We start from the raw sequence: 21,427 nt of genomic DNA on the forward strand, positions 1-21,427 counted from the left end.
ACTGACATGCAAGCAGCCAAACCACTTTTCGACTACTCCAAGTACTGGGCCGAATGCTTCGGGCCAGCGCCTTTCCTGCCCATGAGCAGGGAGGAGATGGATCAGCTCGGCTGGGATTCCTGCGACATCATCATCGTGACCGGGGATGCCTACGTCGACCATCCGTCGTTCGGCATGGCCATCATCGGTCGTCTGCTGGAAGCCCAGGGGTTCCGCGTGGGCATCATTGCCCAGCCGAACTGGCAGTCCAAGGACGACTTCATGAAGCTGGGCGAGCCGAACCTGTTCTTCGGTGTCGCGGCCGGCAACATGGACTCGATGATCAACCGCTACACCGCCGACAAGAAGATCCGCTCCGACGACGCCTACACCCCAGGCGGCCTGGCCGGCAAGCGCCCGGATCGCGCCAGCCTGGTGTACAGCCAGCGTTGTAAGGAAGCCTACAAGAATGTGCCGATCGTACTCGGCGGCATCGAGGCTTCGCTGCGCCGGATCGCGCATTACGACTACTGGCAGGACAAGGTCCGCCACTCGATCCTGATCGACGCCTGTGCCGACATCCTGCTTTACGGCAACGCCGAACGCGCGATTGTCGAAGTCGCCCAGCGCCTGTCCCATGGCGAGAAGGTCGAAGACATTTCCGATATCCGCGGCACCGCGTTCATCCGTCGTGACACGCCGCAAGGCTGGTACGAGGTGGACTCCACGCGTATCGACCGTCCGGGCAAGGTCGACAAGATCATCAACCCGTACGTGAACACCCAGGACACCCAGGCCTGCGCCATCGAGCAGGAGAAGGGCCCGGTCGAAGACCCGAACGAAGCCAAGGTGGTCCAGCTGCTGGCCAGCCCGCGCATGACCCGTGACAAGACGGTCATCCGCCTGCCATCGTTCGAGAAGGTCCGTAACGACCCGGTGCTCTATGCCCACGCCAACCGCGTGCTGCACCTGGAAACCAACCCGGGCAACGCCCGTGCGCTGGTGCAAAAGCATGGCGAAGTGGACGTCTGGTTCAACCCGCCGCCCATCCCGATGACCACCGAAGAGATGGACTACGTGTTCGGCATGCCCTATGCGCGCATTCCGCACCCGGCGTATGGCAAGGAGAAGATCCCGGCCTACGACATGATCCGTTTCTCGGTAAACATCATGCGTGGCTGCTTTGGTGGCTGCACCTTCTGCTCGATCACCGAGCACGAAGGGCGGATCATCCAGAACCGTTCCCACGAATCGATCATTCGCGAGATCGAAGAGATCCGCGACAAGGTGCCGGGCTTCACCGGGGTGATTTCCGACCTCGGCGGGCCGACCGCGAACATGTACCGCATCGCCTGCAAGAGCCCGGAGATCGAGTCTGCGTGCCGCAAGCCGTCGTGTGTGTTCCCGGGCATCTGCCCGAACCTGAACACCGACCACTCGGCGCTGATCAAGCTGTACCGCAGCGCCCGTGCGTTGCCGGGGGTGAAGAAGATCCTGATCGCCTCGGGCCTGCGTTACGACCTGGCGGTCGAGTCGCCGGAGTATGTGAAGGAGCTGGTGACCCACCACGTGGGTGGTTACCTGAAGATCGCCCCGGAGCACACCGAGGAAGGCCCGCTGAACCAGATGATGAAGCCGGGCATCGGTTCGTATGACCGCTTCAAGCGCATGTTCGAGAAGTACTCGAAAGAGGCGGGCAAGGAGCAATACCTGATCCCGTACTTCATCGCGGCGCACCCGGGCACCACCGACGAAGACATGATGAACCTGGCCCTGTGGCTCAAGGGCAATGGCTTCCGTGCCGACCAGGTGCAGGCGTTCTACCCTTCGCCAATGGCGTCGGCGACCGCCATGTACCACTCCGGCAAGAACCCGCTGCGCAAGGTCACCTACAAGAGCGACTCGGTCACCATCGTCAAGAGTGAAGAGCAGCGCCGGTTGCACAAGGCGTTCCTGCGCTATCACGACCCGAAGGGCTGGCCGATGCTGCGTGAGGCGCTGGAGCGCATGGGCCGTGCCGACCTGATTGGGCCGGGCAAGAACCAGTTGATCCCGCTGCATCAGCCAGCGACCGACACCTACCAGAGTGCACGGCGCAAGAACTCGACGCCGGCGGGCAGCCACAAGGTGGCGAAGGATCAGAAGATCCTGACCCAGCACACTGGTTTGCCGCCGCGTGCCAGCGATGGTGCCAAGCCGTGGGACAAGCGTGAAGAGGCCAAGGCGGCGGCATTCGCCCGTAGCCAGGAAGCGGCCAAGGCACGCAAGGATGCCGCCAAGGGCGGCGCAGGCAAGGGCAAGAAAAAGCCGGCACGCCAGCCAGCCTTCCCGCGCTGATCCAAATACTCACTGTGGGAGCCGGCCTTGCCGGCGATGAGGCCAGCACGGTTGGCGACCGCTTTGCGGTCGATCGCTGGCAAGGCCAGCTCCCACAGTGGTCAGTGCAGGACAGTTACTTCCCCAAGCAGTTGCAAGGGTTCTCCCCTCCAGTGCCCATTCCCCCATGGCACAACTCTTGCGCTACCCTGAGCCCAATAGCTGTCACCGAGCCCTGCCATGGCCGACCTGCTTGATGCCTATCCCCTGAGCGCCACCACCTACCACGAGCTGCTTGAAGCCGATGGCAGCGTGCGCGCGCATTGGCAGCCGTTGTTCGCCCAGCTGCAACGCAGTGGCCCGGCTCAACTGGCCCAGCGCCAGGCCCTGCTTGACCGGCAGTTGCAAGAAAACGGCGTCACCTACAACATCTACGCCGACCCCGAAGGCACGGACCGCCCCTGGGAGCTGGACCTGCTGCCGCACCTGATACCCGCCGCCGAATGGCAGCAGCTGGCGGCCGGTGTGGCCCAGCGAGCGCGTCTGCTCAATGCCGTGCTGGCCGACCTGTATGGCCCGCAACAACTGATCGCCGACGGCCTGCTACCTGCCGAACTGGTCCATGGCCACAACAATTTTCTCTGGCCCTGCCAGGGCATCAACGTGCCGGACAACACCTACCTGCATGTCTACGCCGTCGACCTCGCCCGTGGCCCCGACGGGCGCTGGTGGGTCACCGCCGATCGCACCCAGGCACCTTCAGGCGCCGGCTATGCCCTGGAGAACCGCACCATTGTGGCGCGCACCTTCCCCGACCCGTACCGCGACCTCAACGTGCAGCACCTGGCCGGCTACTTCCGCACCCTGCAGCAAACTTTGCAGCGCCTTGCACCGAGCGGCCAGGAAGCCCCGCTGGTGGTGCTGCTGACACCAGGCCGGTTCAACGAAAGCTATTTCGAGCACTTGTTCCTGGCCCGCCAGCTGGGCTACCCGCTGGTCGAGGGCAGCGACCTGACCGTGCGCGACGCTACCGTCTACCTGAAGACCCTCGGCGGGTTGCGCCGGGTGCATGCGATCCTGCGCCGGCTCGACGATGATTTTTGCGACCCGCTGGAGCTGCGCACCGATTCGACGCTCGGCGTGCCGGGCCTGCTGGATGCCGTGCGCCAGGGCCGGGTGCTGGTCGCCAATGCACTGGGCAGCGGGGTGCTGGAGTCCCCCGGCCTGCTGGGCTTCCTGCCGGCAATCAACCAGCGGCTGTTCGCTGAAAGCTTGAGCCTGCCCTCGATTGCCACCTGGTGGTGCGGCGAGCCGCAAGCCATGGCCCAGGCCTTGGAAAAACTCGGGGAACTGCTGATCAAGCCGGCGTTTCCCTCGCAGAGTTTTGCCGCCGTGTTCGGCCGCGACCTCGATGGCGCACAACGCCAGGCGCTGGCCGCGCGCATCCAGGCGCGGCCCTATGCCTATGTCGCCCAGGAACTGGCCCAGCTGTCCCAGGCGCCGGTCTGGCAGGCGGATCAGGGCTGTGTGCTGGCACGCCCCGTTGGCATGCGCGTGTACGCCGTGGCCAGTGCCGACGGCTATCGGGTCCTGCCCGGTGGCTTGACCCGGGTGGCTGCTTTGGCCGATGCCGAAGTGGTGTCGATGCAGCGCGGTGGCGCCAGCAAGGACACCTGGGTACTTGGCGAACGCGCGCCGGTGGGTGAGCAGTGGCAGGCCAGCCGTAACCTGGGGGTGGCCGATGTGATCCGCCAGGACCCGTACCTACCATCGCGGGTGGTGGAAAACCTGTTCTGGTTCGGCCGCTACTGCGAACGTTGCGATGCCAGCGCGCGCTTGCTGCGCATCCTGCTCAGCCGCTACCTGGATGGTGATGACCCGCAGGCCCTGGCCGCGGCGGTTGCGCTGGCCGAGAACATCTCGCTGCTGCCGGCCGATGGCCCACTGCCCGAGCGCATGCGTGCGGCCTTGCTCGATCCGGCCTGGACGTTCAGCCTGCGGGCCAACCTGCAGCGCTTGCAATGGGCCGCCGGCCAGGTGCGCGGCAAGCTCTCGCGAGAGAACTGGCAGGCCCTGGTCGAATTGCAGCGTGATGCCCAGATGCTGGATGACGAATACGCGGATTTCAGCGAGTTGCTGGAGTTCCTCAACCACCTGGTGATGTCACTGGCGGCGCTGTCCGGCTTTGCCCTGGACGACATGACCCGTGATGAAGGCTGGCGCTTCCTCATGACCGGCCGGCGCATCGAGCGCCTGGCATCGCTGAGCACCAGCCTCGCGACCTTCCTGCGAGGCCCCGGGGCGTTCGATCAGGAAGGCCTGGAGTGGCTGCTGGAGCTTGGCAACAGCAGCATCACCTACCGCTCGCGCTACCTGGCGGTGGCGCAGTTGATCCCGGTGCTGGACCTGCTCCTGCTCGATGAGCAGAACCCGCACGCGGTGCAGTTCCAGCTCAAGTTGCTGCTGCGTTCGCTGGGGCGCCTGGGCGAGGAGTTCGGCACGCCTCAGGAGCCGGCACTGGCCGTGTTCGCCGCACGGTTGCGGCACTTCGACCTGGGCAGCCTGGAGAACCCGCTGTTTGGCGAAGCCAGTGTGCGTGCCGTACTGGATGGGCTGGCCGAGCTGCTCGAAGGCATTGCGCAGGCCAGTGTCCAGGCCTCCGAGCGTCTGGCACTGCGCCATTTCGCCCATGTCGACGACATTAGCCAGCAAACGGTGTCTGCCTGATGAGCGCGCGCTACCGGGTTCTTCACGCGACCCATTACCGCTATGACAGCCCGGTGTCGCTGGCACAGCAACTGGTGCACCTGTGGCCACGCCCGTGTGCCTGGCAAGTGTGCGAGCGCAAGGTGATGGAGGTTGACCCGGCCCCGACGCGGCGGCGTGACGAAACCGATGTGTTCGGCAACCCGCTGACCCGGCTGGCGCTGGAGCGCCAGCACGAAGCATTGCGGGTGAGTACGCAGGTCGAAGTTGAGGTGCTGGCTCGGCCGCAGCCGGACCTGGCGGGCTCGCTGGCCTGGGAGCAGGCCCGCGCGATGCTGGCATACAGCGGCCAGCCAATGGCCGCAGAACTGCTGGAAGCCTGCCGTTACCGCTTCGAGTCGCCCTATGTGCGGCTCAAGCAACGTCTGGAGCTGTTTGCCGCGCCGTGTTTCCCCGCAGGCCAACCACTGCTGCTCGGTGTGCAGGCCTTGATGGAGAAGATCTTTCGCGAATTCACCTTCGATGCCGGCGCGACCCAGGTCGCTACGCCATTGCTGGAGGTGCTGGAGCGTCGTCGCGGGGTCTGCCAGGACTTCGCCCACCTGATGCTTGCCTGCCTGCGCTCACGCGGCCTGGCGGCGCGTTACGTCAGCGGCTACCTGCTGACCCGGCCGCCACCCGGGCAGGCACGGCTGATCGGTGCCGACGCATCGCATGCCTGGGTTTCGGTGTTTTGTCCGGGGCAGGGCTGGGTGGACTTCGACCCCACCAACAACCTGCGCCCCGCGCTGGAGCACATCACCCTGGCCTGGGGCCGGGATTTTTCCGATGTGTCGCCTCTGCGCGGGGTGATTCTCGGCGGCGGCAGCCATGACCCCGAGGTGCAGGTCACGGTACTGCCGCTGGACGCGGAAGAGGGTTAGCGCGGCGTTTCATCCGCCCATTTTGGCGGGGCCAGGGGCTGCCAGGCATCCAGTGCATCCAGCAACGCCGACGGCTCGGGGCTGACCTGCAACATCGCGCGGTGCTGGCTGCGCACGAAGCCTTCTTCCACCACATGGTCGAGGAAGCCGGTGAGCTTCTCGTAGAAGCCGTTGACCTCCAGCAGGCCCAGCGGCTTGCCGTGGTAGCCGAGCTGGCCCCAGGTCCAGACTTCGAAAAGTTCTTCCAGCGTACCCAGGCCGCCGGGCAGGGCGATGAACGCATCGCTCAGCTCGGCCATGCGCGCCTTGCGTGCGTGCATGCCGTCGACCACCTCCAGGCGGGTCAGGCCGGGGTGGCCGATTTCGGCATTCTTCAGGCTTTCGGGAATGATCCCGACCACTTCACCGCCAGCGGCCAGGGCGGCATCGGCGACGATGCCCATCAAGCCGACGGCACCGCCGCCGTAGACCAGGGTCAGGCCGCGCTGGGCGATGCTTTGGCCGAGGGCGATGGCCGCCTCGCGGTAGGCGGGGTTGCTGCCGGTGCTGGCACCGCAGAACACACAAACGGAACGTAGGGACATGACTGACTCCGGATCGAATTCCGCCACAGAGTACGGTGCAGGCCCGGCGCTTCCAAGTGGCGCGTCATTCGGGACGGGTGAATTGCATGGCGCAGCCGCTGGCGCCACAGGCATAGGCCGCAAGCAGGCTGCGCATCAGACTATTGAAGGTCATGGGAAATTACTCCTAAGTGAGAGGTTGTCTCATCCTCCGGGAATGGCGCATGATGAGCACTTAGATTTCCTGTATACAATCCATAGAACAAAATGACTGCCTGGCGCTAAAGGCCAGTGCTTGACCCATATCAGGGGTCTGCCGTGCGGTTTCAGGCAGTCTGCACATTGATAAAAAACCCTGCCATGGAGATTCACGATGTTTGCCAAAGTTGTAGCCGTATCTTTGCTGACCCTCGCCAGTGCCCAGGTGTTTGCCGCCGACTGCAAGGTCACTGTTGATTCCACCGACCAGATGTCCTTCAACACCAAGGACATCGTGATCGACAAGAGCTGCAAGACCTTCACCGTTGAACTGACCCACTCCGGTTCGTTGCCGAAGAACGTCATGGGCCACAACCTGGTGATCAGCAAAGACGCTGACATGCAGCCAATCGCCACCGACGGCCTGAGCGCCGGTATCGACAAGCAGTACCTGAAGGAAGGTGATGCCCGCGTGATCGCCCACACCAAGATCATCGGTGCCGGCGAGAAGGATTCGGTGAGCTTCGATGTGTCCAAGCTGGCTGCCGGCGAGAAGTACGGCTTCTTCTGCTCGTTCCCAGGCCACATCTCGATGATGAAAGGCACTGTTACCCTGAAGTAATCAGTCGCCTGAACTCTGTGGGAGCCGGCCTTGCCGGCGATGCAAGGTGACAGCCTTGCCAGGGGGCTGCCTTGCAGCCCATCGCCGGCAAGGCCGGCTCCCACATTGTTATGGGGCGAACGGCTGTACGCGCTTGTGCTGGGTCTTCTGGTACGTGCTGGTGATGATCTCGAACGCTTCCTCGCTCACCGGCAACCCGTGCAGGAACGCATCGATCTGCACATAGCTGACCCCGTGCGAGGCTTCGTCCGGCTTGCCCGGCTCCAGGTCTTCCAGGTCTGCCGTCGGCACTTTCTCAACCAGTGATTGCGGTGCGCCAAAGCTGCGCGCGATATCCCGTACCTGGTGTTTCACCAGCCCGCTCAACGGCGCCAGGTCGCACGCGCCATCGCCGAACTTGGTGAAGAAGCCCATCACCGCCTCCGCCGCATGATCCGTGCCGATCACCAGGCCGCCACGTGCCCCGGCAATGGTGTACTGCGCCACCATGCGCATGCGCGCCTTGGTATTGCCCACCACGAAGTCGACCAGCGTCGGCTTGCCGTTTTCCAGGGCCTTCACTTCAGCAGCCAATGCCCGCACCGCCGGGGCGATGTCCACCGTGTGCAGCTCATCCGGCTTGATCACCTCCAGGCAGGCCTGGGCATCGTGCTCGTCATGCTGCACCTGATAGGGCAGGCGTACGGCGATAAAGCAGTAGGCCTGATCGCCCGTCTCGCTGCGCAGTTCATTGATCGCCCGCTGCGCCAGCAGTGCGGCGGTCAGCGAATCCACGCCGCCGCTGATCCCCAGTACCAGGGTCTTGAGCCGGGCATTGTTCAGGCACTGCTTGATGAAGGCCACGCGACGGGCCACCTCGGCCTGCAACGCAGCGGCGTCGGCAAACGGCGGCTGGACCTTGAGCTGCTGCGCAATCTCTCGCTGGACGGCTTGCATGGGTTACTCCTTGGGCACTTTGAATACATGGCGCAGGTAGGCGACGAAATTCGCGTCGCGGCATTGGGTCTTGGCAGCCTCGTCGGAGATCTTTGCCACGGGCTGGCCGTTACAGTCGGTCATTTTAAGCACGATGCTCATCGGCGCCACCCCGGGAATGTCACAGGTCAGGTTGGTACCAATGCCAAAGCTGACATTGATGCGCCCGCGCAGGGCCCGGAAGATCTGCAATGACTTGGCCAGGTTCAGCCCATCAGAGAACACCAGGGTCTTGGTCATCGGGTCGATGCCTAGGCTGCGGTAGTGCGCGATGGCCTTTTCCGCCCACAGCACCGGGTCGCCGGAGTCATGGCGCAGGCCGTCGAACAGCTTGGCGAAGTACAGGTCGAAGTCACCGAGGAAAGCATCCATGGTGATGCAGTCGGTCAGGGCGATGCCCAGCAGGCCACGGTACTCGCGGACCCAGCAATCCAGCGCGGCGATCTGGCTGTCGATCAGCCGTGGGCCGAGTTGCTGGTGGGCCATGATCCACTCGTGGGCCATGGTGCCCAGTGGCTTGATGTCCAGCTGGCGGGCCAGGTGCACGTTGCTGGTGCCGACAAAGCGCGCCGGGAAGTCGGCCTTGAGCACCTTTACCACTTCCTCCTGCACGCCATAGGAGAAGCGCCGGCGGGTGCCGAAGTCGGCTACCTGCAAGGCGGCCAGCTCATCGTCGTAGGCATTGGCGCGCAGCCAGTCGAACTTGCGGTGCAGTTGGTCGCGGGCCTGGGCCAGGGTCACCTGTGGATAACGTTGCCGGTTGCGCACTTCGCTGATGATCGCCAGCAACGGCACCTCGAAGAGGATCACGTGCAGCCACGGGCCCTGCAGGCGCAGCACCAGTTCGTCGTGCTCGATGGCCAGGTGCAGGTAACGCAGGTTGAAGCGGAACAGCCCGAGAAAGCGCAGGAAATCCGGCTTCATGAAACTGATCTGTTCGAGGAAACCCAGCTCTTCGCTGCTGATGCTCAGCTCGCAGAGGTGCTCGATCTGCTCGCGGATCTGCTCCAGATAAGGGCGCAGGTCTTCGCCGTTGCGGCAGCGAAACTCCCATTCGACGTCGACGTTGGGGTAGTTGTGCAGCACCGCCTGCATCATCGTCAGCTTGTAGAAGTCGGTGTCGAGCAGGCTCTGCACGATGCGCTCGGCGAATGCGCTCTCGCTCATATAAGGCTCCATAAGTGGCGGGTGCCATCAAGGCCGCCAATGGCGCTCATTGTGCCAGTGTTTTTCCTGCTGTTGCCGCCTGTCACGGGGTAAATAGGTAGCAGGCTATGGGAACCGGCGTTTTCCCCTCCGGCCAGCTAGCCTCTATTGGTGCCCGCTGTAGCAGTCGCGCACCAAGGATGTGCAGTTCGGTTACGCATCTTGTTACAGGGTAGTTGCACGTAAACACTTGGCGAGGTTGCAATGATGGCACTGAGCGGTTGCGCTTTTTCGCTTTTACAGGTGGCGCTTTCCCTGCGGCAGACGGTTGCACGGCCAATGAAAATGGCGCATCCGCCAGCGATGCCAATCCTTTACCGGTGTTTTCTCCAAACAAAAATCCACTGGCACGGCGCTTGCTCATCGCAATTGCTGATCGTTGTAGTGCCAACCAAAAAAATATTCAGGAGCACCACCTCATGTCGCAGACGTTTTACAAGAAAGGTTTCCTGGCCCTGGCCGTAGCAACGGCGCTGGGTGTTTCTTCGTATGTTCAGGCCGACATCAAGATCGGTGTAGCGGGCCCGATGACCGGTGCCAACGCGGCGTTTGGCGAGCAGTACATGAAAGGTGCGCAGGCGGCGGCTGATTCGATCAACGCGGCCGGCGGGGTGAATGGCGAGAAGATCGTGCTGGTCAAGGGCGATGACGCCTGCGAGCCGAAGCAGGCCGTGGCCGTGGCCAACCGCCTGGTCGACCAGGACAAGGTCGTCGGTGTGGTCGGGCACTTCTGCTCCTCCAACACCATTCCGGCTTCCGAGGTGTATGACGAAGCCGGGATCATCGCGATCACGCCGGGTTCGACCAACCCACAGGTAACCGAGCGCGGCCTGAGCGCCATGTTCCGCATGTGCGGGCGCGACGACCAGCAGGGCATCGTCGCGGGCGACTACATTGTCGACGTGCTCAAGGGCAAGAAAGTCGTGGTGCTGCACGACAAGGACACCTACGGCCAAGGCCTGGCAGATGCCACCAAGGCTCAGCTGACCAAACGTGGCGTGGCCCCGGTACTGTACGAAGGCCTGACCCGTGGCGAAAAAGACTTCAGCGCCGTGGTCACCAAGATCCGCGCTGCCGGTGCCGACGTTGTCTACTTCGGCGGCCTGCACCCGGAAGCCGGCCCACTGGTTCGTCAACTGCGTGAGCAGGGCCTGAAGGATGTGAAGTTCATGTCCGATGACGGCATCGTCACCGATGAGCTGGTGACCACCGCCGGTGGCGCGCAGTATGTCGATGGCGTGTACATGACCTTTGGCGCCGACCCGCGCCTGCTGCCTGAGAGCAAGGCGGTGGTGGACGCATTCCGCAAAGCCGGTACCGAGCCTGAAGGCTACACCCTGTACGCCTACGCGTCGCTCCAGGCACTGGCGGCCGCCTTCAACGGCGCCAAGTCGAACAAGGGCGAGGACGCGGCCAAATGGCTCAAGGCCAACACAGTGAAAACCGTGATGGGTGACAAGAAGTGGGATTCCAAGGGCGACCTGACGGTCTCCGACTACGTGGTCTATCAGTGGGACGCGAACGGCAAGTATCACCAACTGGAAAAACAAAAATAACAACGGTAACCGACCCGGGCCCTGGTGGCCCGGGTCGCTACCCGGTTCTGCGCCGTACCTGTCTTTTCTCGTAGATCTGCACAACCCTGCGCTGCGAGGGCCGCTTCATCCGGGGCTCACCGTAGTCGGCGCTGTGCAATCTCAAATACGTGAGATTGCGTTATGGATGGTATTTTCCTGCAGCAACTGATCAATGGGCTGACCCTGGGGTCTGTCTATGGTCTGATCGCCATCGGCTACACAATGGTCTATGGCATCATCGGCATGATCAACTTCGCGCACGGCGAGGTGTACATGATTTCCGCGTACCTCGCGGCAATCGGCCTGGCATTGCTGGCGTATTTCGGACTGGAATCCTTCCCGCTGCTGATTCTCGGCACCCTGATCTTCACCGTGGTGGTTACCGGCGTATATGGCTGGACCATCGAACGCATCGCCTACAAACCACTGCGCAACTCCACCCGGCTGGCACCGCTGATCAGTGCCATCGGTATTTCGCTGATCCTGCAGAACTACGCACAGATCGCCCAGGGCGCACGCCAGCAAGGCGTTCCGACCCTGCTCGAAGGCGCCCTGCGGGTTGATATCGGCAGCGGCTTCGTCCAGCTGACCTACACCAAGATCTTCATCCTGGTGGCGGCCTTCGTCGGCATGGGCCTGCTCACCTACATCATCAAGTACACCAAGCTGGGCCGCATGTGCCGGGCCACCCAGCAAGACCGCAAGATGGCCTCGATCCTCGGCATCAACACCGACCGGGTGATCTCCTACGTGTTCGTCATCGGTGCAGTCATGGCGGCGTTGGCCGGTGTGCTGATCACCATGAACTACGGCACCTTCGACTTCTATGCCGGCTTCATCATCGGCATCAAGGCCTTCACCGCTGCGGTACTCGGTGGCATCGGCTCGCTACCGGGCGCCATGCTCGGCGGGATCATCCTCGGGATCTCCGAGTCGCTGTTCTCCGGGTTGATCAACTCCGACTACAAAGACGTGTTCAGCTTCTCGCTGCTGGTGCTGATCCTGATCTTCCGTCCCCAAGGCCTGCTGGGTCGCCCACTCGTGGCGAAGGTGTAAGTATGTCTGCTGCCAAAACCACTGCATTCGATATCAAGCGCAGCCTGATCGACACGATCCTCGCCGGGCTGATTTCCCTGATCGTCTTCGGCCCCATCGTGGGGGTCGTGCTGGACGGCTACAGTTTCAACCTCGAACCCAAGCGCGTGGCGTGGCTGGTAGCCGGGGTCATGGCCGGGCGCTTCGTGCTCAGCCTGTTCATGCAAACCGCCAGGGGCCAGGCCATCTTGCAAGGCTTCGAAGGCGGCGGCTCCGGGGTTCACGTGCTGGCACCGGACTACAAGTCGCGCCTGCGCTGGATCATCCCGGCGCTGATCGTGATCGCCATCGTCTTCCCGTTCTTCGCCAACAAGTACCTGCTGACCGTGGTCATCCTCGGGCTGATCTACGTGCTGCTCGGCCTGGGGCTGAACATCGTGGTGGGCCTGGCCGGCCTGCTCGACCTGGGTTACGTGGCGTTCTATGCCATTGGTGCCTATGGGCTGGCGCTGGGTTACCAGTACCTGGGCCTGGGCTTCTGGACGGTGCTGCCACTGGCGGCCATCGCGGCGGCACTGGCCGGGTGCATATTGGGCTTCCCGGTGCTGAGGATGCACGGTGACTACCTGGCCATCGTGACCCTGGGCTTTGGTGAAATCATCCGCCTGGTGCTGAACAACTGGCTGTCGTTCACTGGCGGGCCGAACGGCATGCCGGTGCCGTCGCCGACCTTCATGGGCCTGGAGTTCGGCCGTCGGGCCAAGGACGGCGGGGTGCCGTTCCATGAGTTCTTCGGCATCGAATACAACCCCAACCTGAAGTTCCTGTTCATCTACATCGTGCTGTTCCTGGTGGTGCTGGCGGTGCTGTACATCAAGCACCGGCTGACCCGCATGCCGGTCGGGCGCGCCTGGGAAGCGCTGCGCGAAGACGAGATCGCCTGCCGCTCGATGGGCTTGAACCACGTGCTGGTGAAACTCTCGGCCTTCACCCTCGGTGCTTCCACCGCAGGCCTTGCCGGGGTGTTCTTCGCCAGTTACCAGGGCTTTGTGAACCCGTCCTCGTTCACCTTCTTCGAGTCGGCGCTGATCCTCGCCATCGTCGTGCTGGGCGGCATGGGCTCGACCGTCGGGGTGGTGATCGCCGCGTTCGTGCTGACCGTGGCCCCGGAGCTGCTGCGCAGCTTCTCCGAGTACCGCGTGCTGCTGTTCGGCGTGTTGATGGTGTTGATGATGATCTGGCGACCGCGTGGGCTGATCCGCATCAGCCGTACCGGTGTGACCCCGCGTAAAGGAGTGGCGCCATGAGCGACGACGTTATCCTCTCGGTCGACAACCTGATGATGCAGTTTGGCGGGATCAAGGCGCTCAGCGATGTCAGCATCAAGGTCAAGCGCAACGACATCTTTGCCCTGATCGGCCCCAACGGTGCCGGCAAGACCACGGTGTTCAACTGCCTTACCGGGTTCTACAAGGCCAGTGGCGGCAAGATCGAGCTGAACCTGCGCGGCAGCCATACCAACGTGATCCAGCTGCTCGGCGAGCGCTTCCAGTTCGCCGACTTCCTTTCCCCCAAGCGCTTCGCCAGCCGCCTGTACTACAAGATGTTCGGCGGCACGCATCTGGTGAACCGCGCGGGCCTGGCACGGACCTTCCAGAACATTCGCCTGTTCAAGGAAATGTCCGTGGTGGAGAACCTGCTGGTGGCCCAGCACATGTGGGTCAACCGCAACCTGCTGGCCGGGGTGCTCAACACCAAGGCCTATCGCCAGGCTGAAAGCGACGCCCTGGACCACGCCTTCTACTGGCTGGAGGTGGTCGACCTGGTCGACTGCGCCAACCGCCTGGCCGGCGAGCTGTCCTACGGCCAGCAGCGGCGCCTGGAGATTGCCCGGGCGATGTGCACGCGGCCGCAGATCATCTGCCTGGACGAACCGGCAGCGGGCCTCAACCCGCAGGAAACCGAAGCCCTGAGCAAGATGATCCGGGTGCTGCGCGACGAGCACGACCTGACCGTCGTGTTGATCGAACATGACATGGGCATGGTAATGAGCATTTCCGACCATATCGTGGTGCTGGACCACGGCAACGTGATCGCCGAAGGCGCACCGCAGGAGATCCGTCACAACCCGACGGTAATCGCGGCTTATCTGGGCGCCGATGAAGAGGAGCTGGTATGAGTACACCTATCCTCGAACTGAAAGAGATCGACGTGTTCTACGGGCCGATCCAGGCGCTGAAGAAGGTCTCGATGCACATCGACGAAGGCGAGACGGTCAGCCTGATCGGCTCCAACGGCGCCGGCAAGTCGACCCTGCTGATGTCGATCTTCGGCCAGCCACGGGCGGCGGCGGGGCAGATCATCTATCGCGGTATCGACATCACCCAGAAGTCCTCGCACTACATCGCCTCCAACGGGATCGCCCAGTCGCCGGAAGGACGCCGGGTGTTCCCGGACATGTCGGTGGAAGAGAACCTGATGATGGGCACCATCCCGATTGGCGACAAGTTCGCCGGTGAGGACATGCAGCGCATGTTCGAGCTGTTCCCACGGCTCAAGGAACGGCGCAACCAGCGGGCGATGACCATGTCCGGTGGTGAGCAGCAGATGCTCGCCATAGCCCGGGCCCTGATGAGCCGGCCAAAGCTGTTGCTGCTTGATGAGCCGTCGCTGGGGCTGGCGCCGATCGTGGTCAAGCAGATCTTCTCGACCTTGCGCGAGCTGGCCAAGACCGGCATGACCATCTTCCTGGTGGAGCAGAACGCCAACCATGCGCTCAAGCTGTCGGACCGCGCCTACGTGATGGTCAACGGCGAGATCCGCCTGACCGGCACCGGGCAGGAGCTGTTGGTCAACGAAGAGGTGCGCAACGCCTATCTTGGCGGACATTGACCGCAAGTTCAGGAAAAGCCCCGGCAAGCCGGGGTTTTTTCTGCCTGGCGTTTTGTGGACAAGTTATCGCAGGGGTTGCGCGTAACGCGGCAGAAAGTCGCTGCAAGCGGTTGTTTTGGCGACCATTCAAGTTGTCCACGGATCGTGTGGAGGTGACTGTGGGTAACTTGGTAGTACCTGCCTGAAGCCCTTGTATTCCGTGGCTTGCAGGCTTTTGGTTGTTTTTTGATCAGCTGCTTTTTTGAAAGCGCTGGCCTGGTTTGTCAAGGTTTTTGTTCAGGCTGTTTGGCGGGCAAAAATGCCCCGAATGCCTGTGGATAACTCTGTGGGCAAGCCTTGGAAAGACTGCGCCAGGCAGCGTAGTTACAGGCTCTGCGCCATCACGTTGCTCGCGCCCTCGTCGAACACGGTTCAACGACCCCCGTCGGCGTCAAGGAAAATACTTTTGGTGGCCGGCCACAGGCTGTGGAAAACCTCAGGGTTGCCCTGTAGGAGTTGCCCCCAATCTGTGTGGAACCGCTTGTGGATAAGGTACGTATAGCTTGCGCCAGGCCTTGTGGCACAAGGGTTTGACGGGTTTGTTCGTTTTTTGTACAGCTGCACAAGTGGCTTGCTGCGCTGCCCGCTGGCGGGCATGCTTCATGGCCTGTCTTCACCTTGTTGTTGGATAACCGATTTCTGGAGAATGTCATGACTTCCACCTTGTTCATCACTGGCGCCACGTCTGGATTTGGCGAGGCCTGCGCCCGTCGTTTTGCCGAGGCCGGCTGGAAGCTGGTGCTGACCGGCCGCCGCCAGGAGCGCCTGGACGCCCTGTGTGCCGAGTTGTCCCAGCACACCGAGGTGCACGGCCTGGTGTTGGACGTGCGTGACCGCAAGGCCATGGAAGCGGCTATCGAAGGCTTGCCGCCGGCGTTTGCCACGCTGCGTGGGCTGATCAACAACGCAGGCCTGGCGCTGGGCGCGGACCCGGCGCCCAAGTGCGACCTGGATGACTGGGAAACCATGGTCGACACCAACATCAAGGGGCTGATGTTCAGCACCCGCCTGCTGCTGCCACGGCTGATTGCCCATGGGCGCGGGGCGACCATCCTCAACGTGGGTTCGGTGGCGGGCAACTATCCGTACCCGGGCAGCCATGTGTATGGCGGCACCAAGGCGTTTGTCGGGCAGTTTTCGCTGAGCTTGCGCTGTGATTTGCAGGGCACTGGCGTGCGTGTGAGCAATATCGAGCCGGGGCTGTGCGAGAGCGAATTTTCGCTGGTGCGCTTTGGTGGGGACAAGGCGCGTTATGACGCGACTTACGCCGGGGCCGAGGCGATTCAGCCGCAGGATATTGCCGAGACGATCTTCTGGATCATGAACCAGCCGGCGCATATCAACATCAACAGCCTTGAGCTGATGCCGGTGAGCCAGGCGTGGGCAGGGTTCTCGATCGATCGTTCGGGCAAGGCCTGATAGTTCCGGGGCTGCGGTGACCCCATCGCCGGCAAGGCCGGCTCCCACAGGTACCGATCCATTGTGGGAGCCGGCCTTGCCGGCGATGGCGTCAGATCTGGCGCTGCAACTCTTCCAGACAAGTCGCCAGATGATAGGGCGTAGTCGAAGGCATATCACTGCGGCTCACTTCACCCCGGGCATCGCGGCATTCATACCAGCCAGCCTGCGGCAGGAAACGCGCCTGCAGCACCTTCAGCTGTGCCAACACCTTGGCTGCTGCGCCCGGGCGCAAGGCCAGCGCCCGCAGGTATTCGGCCTGTGCCCAGACCCGCTGGGTGCCATCACGCACTTCACCGTCGGCACTGAGCATCGCCAGTACCGCAGCGTCCTTCACCCCGTACTGTTCGGCAAAGACAAACGCGCGCTCCAGTGACTGGTGCAGCGCACCGCCGCGCAGCAGCGGCGAAGATTCCAGCAAGTAGAACCACTCGAACTGATGCCCTGGTTCGAACCAGTTATCCACAGCCCCGCGCGGCTTCTCCAGCATGACCCCGTGGGTGGGGTCGACGAAGTGTTCCTGCATCGCCTCGGTCAGTGTTTGCAGGTCGGCCTGCACGTCAGCGTCTTCGCGCACCGAGAGGGTGGCGAGGAAGGCTTCGGCCAGGTGCATCAGCGGGTTTTGCAGCGGGCCGCTGCCCAGGTCTGCCCAGTCTTCGCCCAGGCTGGCTTCATACAGGCCATCGTCGCGGGCGAAACGCTCGGCGACCACGCTCAGCGCAGCATTGAGGGTCGACTCGACCAGCGACTCACCCACCTTGCCCCAGTAGTGCGCGCAGGCGAAGACGATGAAGGCGTGGGTATAGAGGTCTTTGCGTCGGTCCAGCGGTTTGCCCTGGGCGTCGATGCTGTAGAACCAGCCACCGTGTTCGGCATCGTGGAAATGCCGTTGCAGCGCGCGGAACAGGGCGGCGGCGCGTTCGGCGGCGCCGGGCTGCTCGATGCGACTGGTGAACAGGTACAGCTGGCGAGCACAGGCCATGGCGCGGTAGCGCTGGGGCGGCAATGGCTGGTGCTGTGGGTCGAGCGCTTCGTAGGGCAGGGCCATGTCTGTGTTCCAGCCCGGGCCTTGCCAGAGCGGCACGATGCGCTGGTCGAAGTGTTGCTGGACTTCGTCGAGCAGGGCGGGCAGTTCAGGCTGGGCGGTACGCAGGTCAGGCATGGATAAGTCGTCGCGATGGAGGCGTTTGCGGGCATGGTAGCAGGATTTGCACTGGGCTCAACCCAGGCTGCTGAGGCCCTGCCAGTGCTTGGCCCCGACAAAGATGAAGCGCAACTGCTGGGTAATCTTGGCCTGGGCACTCAACTGCCCCGGCTTGAGCTGGGCGGGGTCGATCAGTTCGGGCAGGGTGGCAAACACGGTCTTCACCACCAGGTCCGCCATTACCGCCAGCGCGGCCTGGTCCAGGTGCTGCCAGCGCGCCATGCGCCCCAGGTCAGAGGCCAGGTCAGAACTGATCGCCTCGCGCAGCTTGGCAATCGCCTGGCGCACCGGCTGCGAGCCACCGTACTGCTCACGGGCCAGGAACAGGAACTGCGCGCGGTTGTCCGCCACCACATCGAGGAAGATCCGTACCGACGCATCGGTGATCCCACCCAGCTCGAATTCGTTCTGGCGTACCAGGCGAATGGTCTGGCGGAAGGTTTCGTCTACATCGGTGACCAGGGCCAGGCCCAGTTGGTCCATGTCGGAGAAGTGCCGGTAGAAGCCGGTCGGCACGATGCCGGCGCTCTTGGCGACTTCACGCAGGCTGATGCTGCCGAAGCCGCGACCGCATTCCATCAGGTGGCGGGCAGCATCCAGCAGGGCTTGGCGGGTCTGTAGCTTCTGTTCGGCGCGGGGCAGCATGGTCAATTTCGGTTCGCAGTAAAACAGCCCTGCACTCTAATGGGCCCAGCGCGGAAAAACAAAGCCCGGTCGATTGACCGGGCTTGGGGGGGAGACGGCGCAAGTGCATTTTGGCTTCTTGTTATAGGGCATAGGCTTAGCTCACACGCTGGTTTTTCTCGATCAGGCGATCAGAACCGCCTTCGGCAACTTTGTTGCTGCGTTCGATCAGACGATCAGAACCGCCTTCGGCGACTTTGTTGTTGCGTTCCAGCAGACGATCCGAGCCACCTTCAGCTACGCGGCCAGCGCGTTCTTTCAGGCGGTCAGAACCACCCTCGGCGACTTTGTTGCTACGTTCCAGCAAACGATCCGAACCGCCTTCAGCCAGGGTATTCAGGGGCTGGGAAATCACGCTTGAGCTCGAGCGGGCTTCGGCGGACAGGTGCTGGTCGGCAGCAGGGAGAGCAAAGGCGTTGGCCGCCAGGATGGACAGGGACAAGCTCAGCAGCAATTGGCGTTTCATGGTTTGGCGCTCCTTGGGAGGGCTGGAAAGTGGGTACGAAGCCAATGCTACTCTTGAGAATTAGATATAAAAGTTCATAAAGGTAATGGTAACAATCAACAGGATTGATACTTTACGGGGACAGCTCTAGCTCAGGGCTTTCCAGAGTGCTCCAGTAGGTTTTAGGGGGTGAGCGCAGGCGATTCTGCCTGTACCCGGCACGATGATTCTGGCGAAACAGTCAGGAAACGCCGCGCAAACATCACCTGCGGATTAAACCCCTGAGCGTTTCATCAGTCCGAAGATTAAGTGCCATCACTGCGCACGCTTTTTGCCACGTTGTCATCAGGAGATCCGTGCAATGACGCGCCCTGTCAAAATCATCACCTGGACCCTCGCCAGCCTGCTGCTGGTGCTGGCGATCCTGGTGATCGTCATCGCCACCTTCGACTGGAACCGGGTCAAGCCGCTGCTCAACGAGAAGGTTTCCGAAGCCTTGCACCGCCCGTTCGCGATCAACGGCAACCTGGCCGTGCAGTGGCAGCGCGAGCCGGACGAAGGCGGCTGGCGCGCCTGGGTGCCCTGGCCGCATTTCATTGCCGAGGACCTGACCCTGGGCAACCCGGACTGGCTCAAGGACCCGCAAATGGCCGGGCTCAAACGCGTCGAGTTTCGCTTGTCGCCACTGCCGCTGCTGGTGCAGCGCATCAGCATTCCGCGGATCGACCTGACCCAGCCAACGGGGCGGCTTACCCGCCTGGCGGATGGCCGGGCCAACTGGACCTTCGACTTCGGGCCCAAGGACGCCAATGCCGAGCCGTCGCAGTGGCTGCTGGACATCGGCGCCATTGGTTTTGACCAGGGCCAGGTGGGCTATGACGACAAGACCCTGCAAACCCAGCTGGACGTGGTGATCGACCCGCTGGGCAAGCCGATCCCGTTTTCCGACATCGTCGGCAGTGCCTCGGCGAAGAAGGCTGCCGAGCAAGGTGACGCACCGCAGGACTACGCCTTCGGGCTGAAGGTCAATGGCCGCTACAAGGGCCAGGCGTTGGCCGGCACCGGCAAGATTGGCGGCCTGCTGGCCCTGCAGGATGCGCGCAAGCCGTTCCCGGTGCAGGCCGACGTGAAGATCGCCGACACCCGCATCGTCCTGGCCGGCACCCTGACCGACCTGCGCAACCTCGGTGCACTGGACCTGCGCCTGAAACTCTCGGGCGCAAGCCTGGGCAACCTGTACCCGCTGACCGGCGTGACCCTGCCGGACTCGCCCGCCTACGCAACCGACGGCCACTTGATCGCCAAGCTGCATGAGCCGGGAGGGGCGACGTTCCGCTACGAGGGTTTCAACGGCAAGATCGGTGACAGCGATATCCATGGCGACCTGGCGTTTGTCGCCAGCCAGCCGCGGCCCAAGCTGTCCGGCAAGCTGGTGTCCAACCAGCTGTTGTTCAAGGACCTTGCGCCGCTGATCGGTGCTGATTCCAATGCAGAGCAGAAGGCCCGTGGAGGGGCCAGCAAGCAGCCGTCCGGCAAAGTGCTGCCGGTCGAGGAGTTTCGCACCGAGCGTTGGCGGGCGATGGATGCGGACGTGAGCTTTGCCGGCAAGCGCATCGTGCACAGCGAGCAACTGCCGTTCAACGACCTGTCTGCCCGGGTGCTGCTGGAGGATGCTGTGCTGCGCCTGGAACCGCTGAGCTTTGGCGTGGCGGGCGGCAAGCTGGATGCGCAGATCCGCCTGGATGGCCGCAGCGTTCCGATGCAGGGGCGGGCGCAATTGAGCGCACGGCACTTCAAGCTCAAGCAGTTGTTCCCGACCTTCGAGCCGATGAAAACCAGCTTTGGCGAGTTGAACGGTGATGCTGACCTCAGTGGGCGTGGCAACTCGGTGGCGGCGCTGCTGGGCACTTCCAATGGCAACCTGAAGATGCTGATCAACGATGGGGCGATCAGCCGGAGCCTGATGGAGATTGCCGGGTTGAACGTGGGCAACTATGTGGTTGGCAAGCTGTTTGGCGACAACGAGGTGAAGATCAATTGTGCGGCGGCGGATGTCGGGATCAAGGATGGCTTGGCGACGACGCGGTTGTTCGTGTTCGATACCGAGAATGCCGTGGTGTATATCGACGGCACGGCGAATTTTGCCAGCGAGCAGTTGGACCTGAAGATCAATCCGGAGTCCAAGGGGGTGCGTTTGTTCTCGCTGCGCTCGCCGCTGTATGTGCGCGGCCCGTTTGCCAAGCCCAGTGCCGGGGTGCAGGCGATACCGCTGGCGCTGCGTGGGGCAGGGATGGTGGCGTTGGGTGTGGCGCTGGGGCCGGCGGCGGGCTTGCTGGCGCTGGTCGCGCCGAGTAGTGGTGATCAGCCGAACCAGTGCACGCCGTTGCTGGAACAGATGAAGGCGGGCAAGGCGCCGAAGACCGTGAAGGCCGGTTGATACCCGGTGGCTGGCACCGAAATATCTGGTGAACCCTGTATATCTGGTGAACCCTGTGGGAGCCGGCCTTGCCGGCGATCTGGCGCGAAGCGCCAGCAGGTTCTACGACCGCTATGCGGTCGATCGCCGGCAAGGCCAGCTCCCACAGAAATTACTGCAAGGCAGTTG

The 21,427-nt window shown here is 62.9% G+C and carries 17 protein-coding genes; 11 read left to right on the forward strand and 6 right to left on the reverse strand.

The window, feature by feature from the left end; genetic code table 11:
• Positions 1–6: 6 nt before the first annotated feature.
• The 3 genes from M5G11_RS19170 (at position 7) to M5G11_RS19180 (ending at position 5,924) form a co-directional block, all read left to right on the forward strand.
• Complete coding sequence (locus M5G11_RS19170) at positions 7–2,316, forward strand: YgiQ family radical SAM protein (RefSeq protein ID WP_273910759.1); 2,310 nt, start codon at positions 7–9, stop codon at positions 2,314–2,316.
• A gap of 219 nt (positions 2,317–2,535) precedes the next feature.
• Positions 2,536–5,022, forward strand: coding sequence for a circularly permuted type 2 ATP-grasp protein (locus tag M5G11_RS19175; protein WP_273910760.1), 2,487 nt, complete (start codon positions 2,536–2,538; stop codon positions 5,020–5,022).
• Complete coding sequence (locus tag M5G11_RS19180; RefSeq protein ID WP_273910761.1) at positions 5,022–5,924, forward strand: transglutaminase family protein; 903 nt, start codon at positions 5,022–5,024, stop codon at positions 5,922–5,924. Before M5G11_RS19175 ends, M5G11_RS19180 begins: the two co-directional genes overlap by 1 nt.
• Here the strand turns inward: M5G11_RS19180 and M5G11_RS19185 are convergent.
• On the reverse strand, positions 5,921–6,508 hold the full coding sequence (locus M5G11_RS19185) for an LOG family protein (RefSeq protein ID WP_273910762.1): 588 nt from the start codon (positions 6,506–6,508) through the stop codon (positions 5,921–5,923). The two genes, M5G11_RS19180 and M5G11_RS19185, sit on opposite strands and share 4 nt — an antisense overlap.
• A gap of 352 nt (positions 6,509–6,860) precedes the next feature.
• Here M5G11_RS19185 and azu point away from each other — a divergent pair, with 352 nt between their 5' ends.
• Positions 6,861–7,307, forward strand: a complete 447-nt coding sequence (gene azu / locus M5G11_RS19190) for an azurin (protein WP_273910763.1) — start codon at positions 6,861–6,863, stop codon at positions 7,305–7,307.
• A gap of 108 nt (positions 7,308–7,415) precedes the next feature.
• On the opposite strand, the gene nadE is transcribed toward azu, so the two are convergent.
• Together nadE and pncB are read right to left on the reverse strand one after the other, a co-directional pair.
• Positions 7,416–8,243: an ammonia-dependent NAD(+) synthetase gene (nadE, locus tag M5G11_RS19195; protein ID WP_273910764.1), complete on the reverse strand. Its 828-nt coding sequence runs from the start codon at positions 8,241–8,243 to the stop codon at positions 7,416–7,418.
• 3 nt (positions 8,244–8,246) lie between these two features.
• Positions 8,247–9,449: a nicotinate phosphoribosyltransferase gene (gene pncB, locus M5G11_RS19200; RefSeq protein WP_273910765.1), complete on the reverse strand. Its 1,203-nt coding sequence runs from the start codon at positions 9,447–9,449 to the stop codon at positions 8,247–8,249.
• A gap of 458 nt (positions 9,450–9,907) precedes the next feature.
• On the opposite strand from pncB, the gene M5G11_RS19205 reads away from it, so the two are divergent.
• The 6 genes from M5G11_RS19205 to M5G11_RS19230 all read left to right on the forward strand — a co-directional run bounded on the left by M5G11_RS19205 (position 9,908) and on the right by M5G11_RS19230 (position 16,450).
• The gene (locus M5G11_RS19205; RefSeq protein ID WP_273910766.1) at positions 9,908–11,044 is read left to right on the forward strand and encodes a branched-chain amino acid ABC transporter substrate-binding protein; all 1,137 of its coding nucleotides are present in this window, start codon (positions 9,908–9,910) and stop codon (positions 11,042–11,044) included.
• Between the two features lie 162 nt (positions 11,045–11,206).
• Positions 11,207–12,121 carry an ABC transporter permease subunit gene (locus M5G11_RS19210; RefSeq protein ID WP_273910767.1) on the forward strand — a complete coding sequence of 305 codons (915 nt, stop codon included), beginning with the start codon at positions 11,207–11,209 and terminating at the stop codon, positions 12,119–12,121.
• Positions 12,122–12,123: 2 nt separating this feature from the next.
• On the forward strand, positions 12,124–13,407 hold the full coding sequence (gene livM / locus M5G11_RS19215; RefSeq protein WP_273910768.1) for a high-affinity branched-chain amino acid ABC transporter permease LivM: 1,284 nt from the start codon (positions 12,124–12,126) through the stop codon (positions 13,405–13,407).
• The gene (locus M5G11_RS19220; RefSeq protein ID WP_273910769.1) at positions 13,404–14,279 is read left to right on the forward strand and encodes an ATP-binding cassette domain-containing protein; all 876 of its coding nucleotides are present in this window, start codon (positions 13,404–13,406) and stop codon (positions 14,277–14,279) included. The genes livM and M5G11_RS19220 overlap by 4 nt, the downstream gene beginning before the upstream one ends.
• The gene (locus tag M5G11_RS19225; RefSeq protein ID WP_273910770.1) at positions 14,276–14,992 is read left to right on the forward strand and encodes an ABC transporter ATP-binding protein; all 717 of its coding nucleotides are present in this window, start codon (positions 14,276–14,278) and stop codon (positions 14,990–14,992) included. Before M5G11_RS19220 ends, M5G11_RS19225 begins: the two co-directional genes overlap by 4 nt.
• A gap of 690 nt (positions 14,993–15,682) precedes the next feature.
• Positions 15,683–16,450 carry an SDR family oxidoreductase gene (locus M5G11_RS19230; protein WP_273910771.1) on the forward strand — a complete coding sequence of 256 codons (768 nt, stop codon included), beginning with the start codon at positions 15,683–15,685 and terminating at the stop codon, positions 16,448–16,450.
• 91 nt (positions 16,451–16,541) lie between these two features.
• Here M5G11_RS19230 and M5G11_RS19235 read toward each other — a convergent pair whose 3' ends face one another.
• The 3 genes from M5G11_RS19235 to M5G11_RS19245 all read right to left on the reverse strand — a co-directional run bounded on the left by M5G11_RS19235 (position 16,542) and on the right by M5G11_RS19245 (position 18,843).
• Positions 16,542–17,651, reverse strand: coding sequence for an AGE family epimerase/isomerase (locus tag M5G11_RS19235; protein ID WP_273910772.1), 1,110 nt, complete (start codon positions 17,649–17,651; stop codon positions 16,542–16,544).
• A 57-nt stretch (positions 17,652–17,708) separates the two neighbouring features.
• Positions 17,709–18,338 (reverse strand): TetR family transcriptional regulator, encoded by a 630-nt coding sequence (locus tag M5G11_RS19240; RefSeq protein WP_273910773.1) that lies wholly within the window; start codon positions 18,336–18,338, stop codon positions 17,709–17,711.
• Between the two features lie 136 nt (positions 18,339–18,474).
• A complete protein-coding gene (locus M5G11_RS19245; RefSeq protein WP_273910774.1) occupies positions 18,475–18,843 on the reverse strand; it encodes a hypothetical protein in 369 nt (122 codons plus the stop codon).
• A 340-nt stretch (positions 18,844–19,183) separates the two neighbouring features.
• Here M5G11_RS19245 and M5G11_RS19250 point away from each other — a divergent pair, with 340 nt between their 5' ends.
• Complete coding sequence (locus M5G11_RS19250) at positions 19,184–21,259, forward strand: AsmA family protein (protein WP_273910775.1); 2,076 nt, start codon at positions 19,184–19,186, stop codon at positions 21,257–21,259.
• Positions 21,260–21,427 lie beyond the last annotated feature (168 nt).

The sequence above is a fragment of the Pseudomonas fontis genome, assembly GCF_028656955.1.
GTDB classification, from domain to species: Bacteria; Pseudomonadota; Gammaproteobacteria; order Pseudomonadales; family Pseudomonadaceae; genus Aquipseudomonas; species Aquipseudomonas fontis.

Coding starts and splice junctions, on each gene's coding strand:
- M5G11_RS19180 (WP_273910761.1), top strand. CDS start 5,022: ATGAGCGCGCGCTACCGGGTTCTTCACGCGACCCATTACCGCTATGAC.
- M5G11_RS19210 (WP_273910767.1), top strand. CDS start 11,207: ATGGATGGTATTTTCCTGCAGCAACTGATCAATGGGCTGACCCTGGGG.
- livM (WP_273910768.1), top strand. CDS start 12,124: ATGTCTGCTGCCAAAACCACTGCATTCGATATCAAGCGCAGCCTGATC.
- M5G11_RS19185 (WP_273910762.1), bottom strand. CDS start 6,508: ATGTCCCTACGTTCCGTTTGTGTGTTCTGCGGTGCCAGCACCGGCAGC.
- pncB (WP_273910765.1), bottom strand. CDS start 9,449: ATGAGCGAGAGCGCATTCGCCGAGCGCATCGTGCAGAGCCTGCTCGAC.
- M5G11_RS19170 (WP_273910759.1), top strand. CDS start 7: ATGCAAGCAGCCAAACCACTTTTCGACTACTCCAAGTACTGGGCCGAA.
- M5G11_RS19240 (WP_273910773.1), bottom strand. CDS start 18,338: ATGCTGCCCCGCGCCGAACAGAAGCTACAGACCCGCCAAGCCCTGCTG.
- M5G11_RS19175 (WP_273910760.1), top strand. CDS start 2,536: ATGGCCGACCTGCTTGATGCCTATCCCCTGAGCGCCACCACCTACCAC.
- M5G11_RS19220 (WP_273910769.1), top strand. CDS start 13,404: ATGAGCGACGACGTTATCCTCTCGGTCGACAACCTGATGATGCAGTTT.
- M5G11_RS19230 (WP_273910771.1), top strand. CDS start 15,683: ATGACTTCCACCTTGTTCATCACTGGCGCCACGTCTGGATTTGGCGAG.
- M5G11_RS19235 (WP_273910772.1), bottom strand. CDS start 17,651: ATGCCTGACCTGCGTACCGCCCAGCCTGAACTGCCCGCCCTGCTCGAC.
- M5G11_RS19245 (WP_273910774.1), bottom strand. CDS start 18,843: ATGAAACGCCAATTGCTGCTGAGCTTGTCCCTGTCCATCCTGGCGGCC.
- nadE (WP_273910764.1), bottom strand. CDS start 8,243: ATGCAAGCCGTCCAGCGAGAGATTGCGCAGCAGCTCAAGGTCCAGCCG.
- M5G11_RS19205 (WP_273910766.1), top strand. CDS start 9,908: ATGTCGCAGACGTTTTACAAGAAAGGTTTCCTGGCCCTGGCCGTAGCA.
- M5G11_RS19225 (WP_273910770.1), top strand. CDS start 14,276: ATGAGTACACCTATCCTCGAACTGAAAGAGATCGACGTGTTCTACGGG.
- azu (WP_273910763.1), top strand. CDS start 6,861: ATGTTTGCCAAAGTTGTAGCCGTATCTTTGCTGACCCTCGCCAGTGCC.
- M5G11_RS19250 (WP_273910775.1), top strand. CDS start 19,184: ATGACGCGCCCTGTCAAAATCATCACCTGGACCCTCGCCAGCCTGCTG.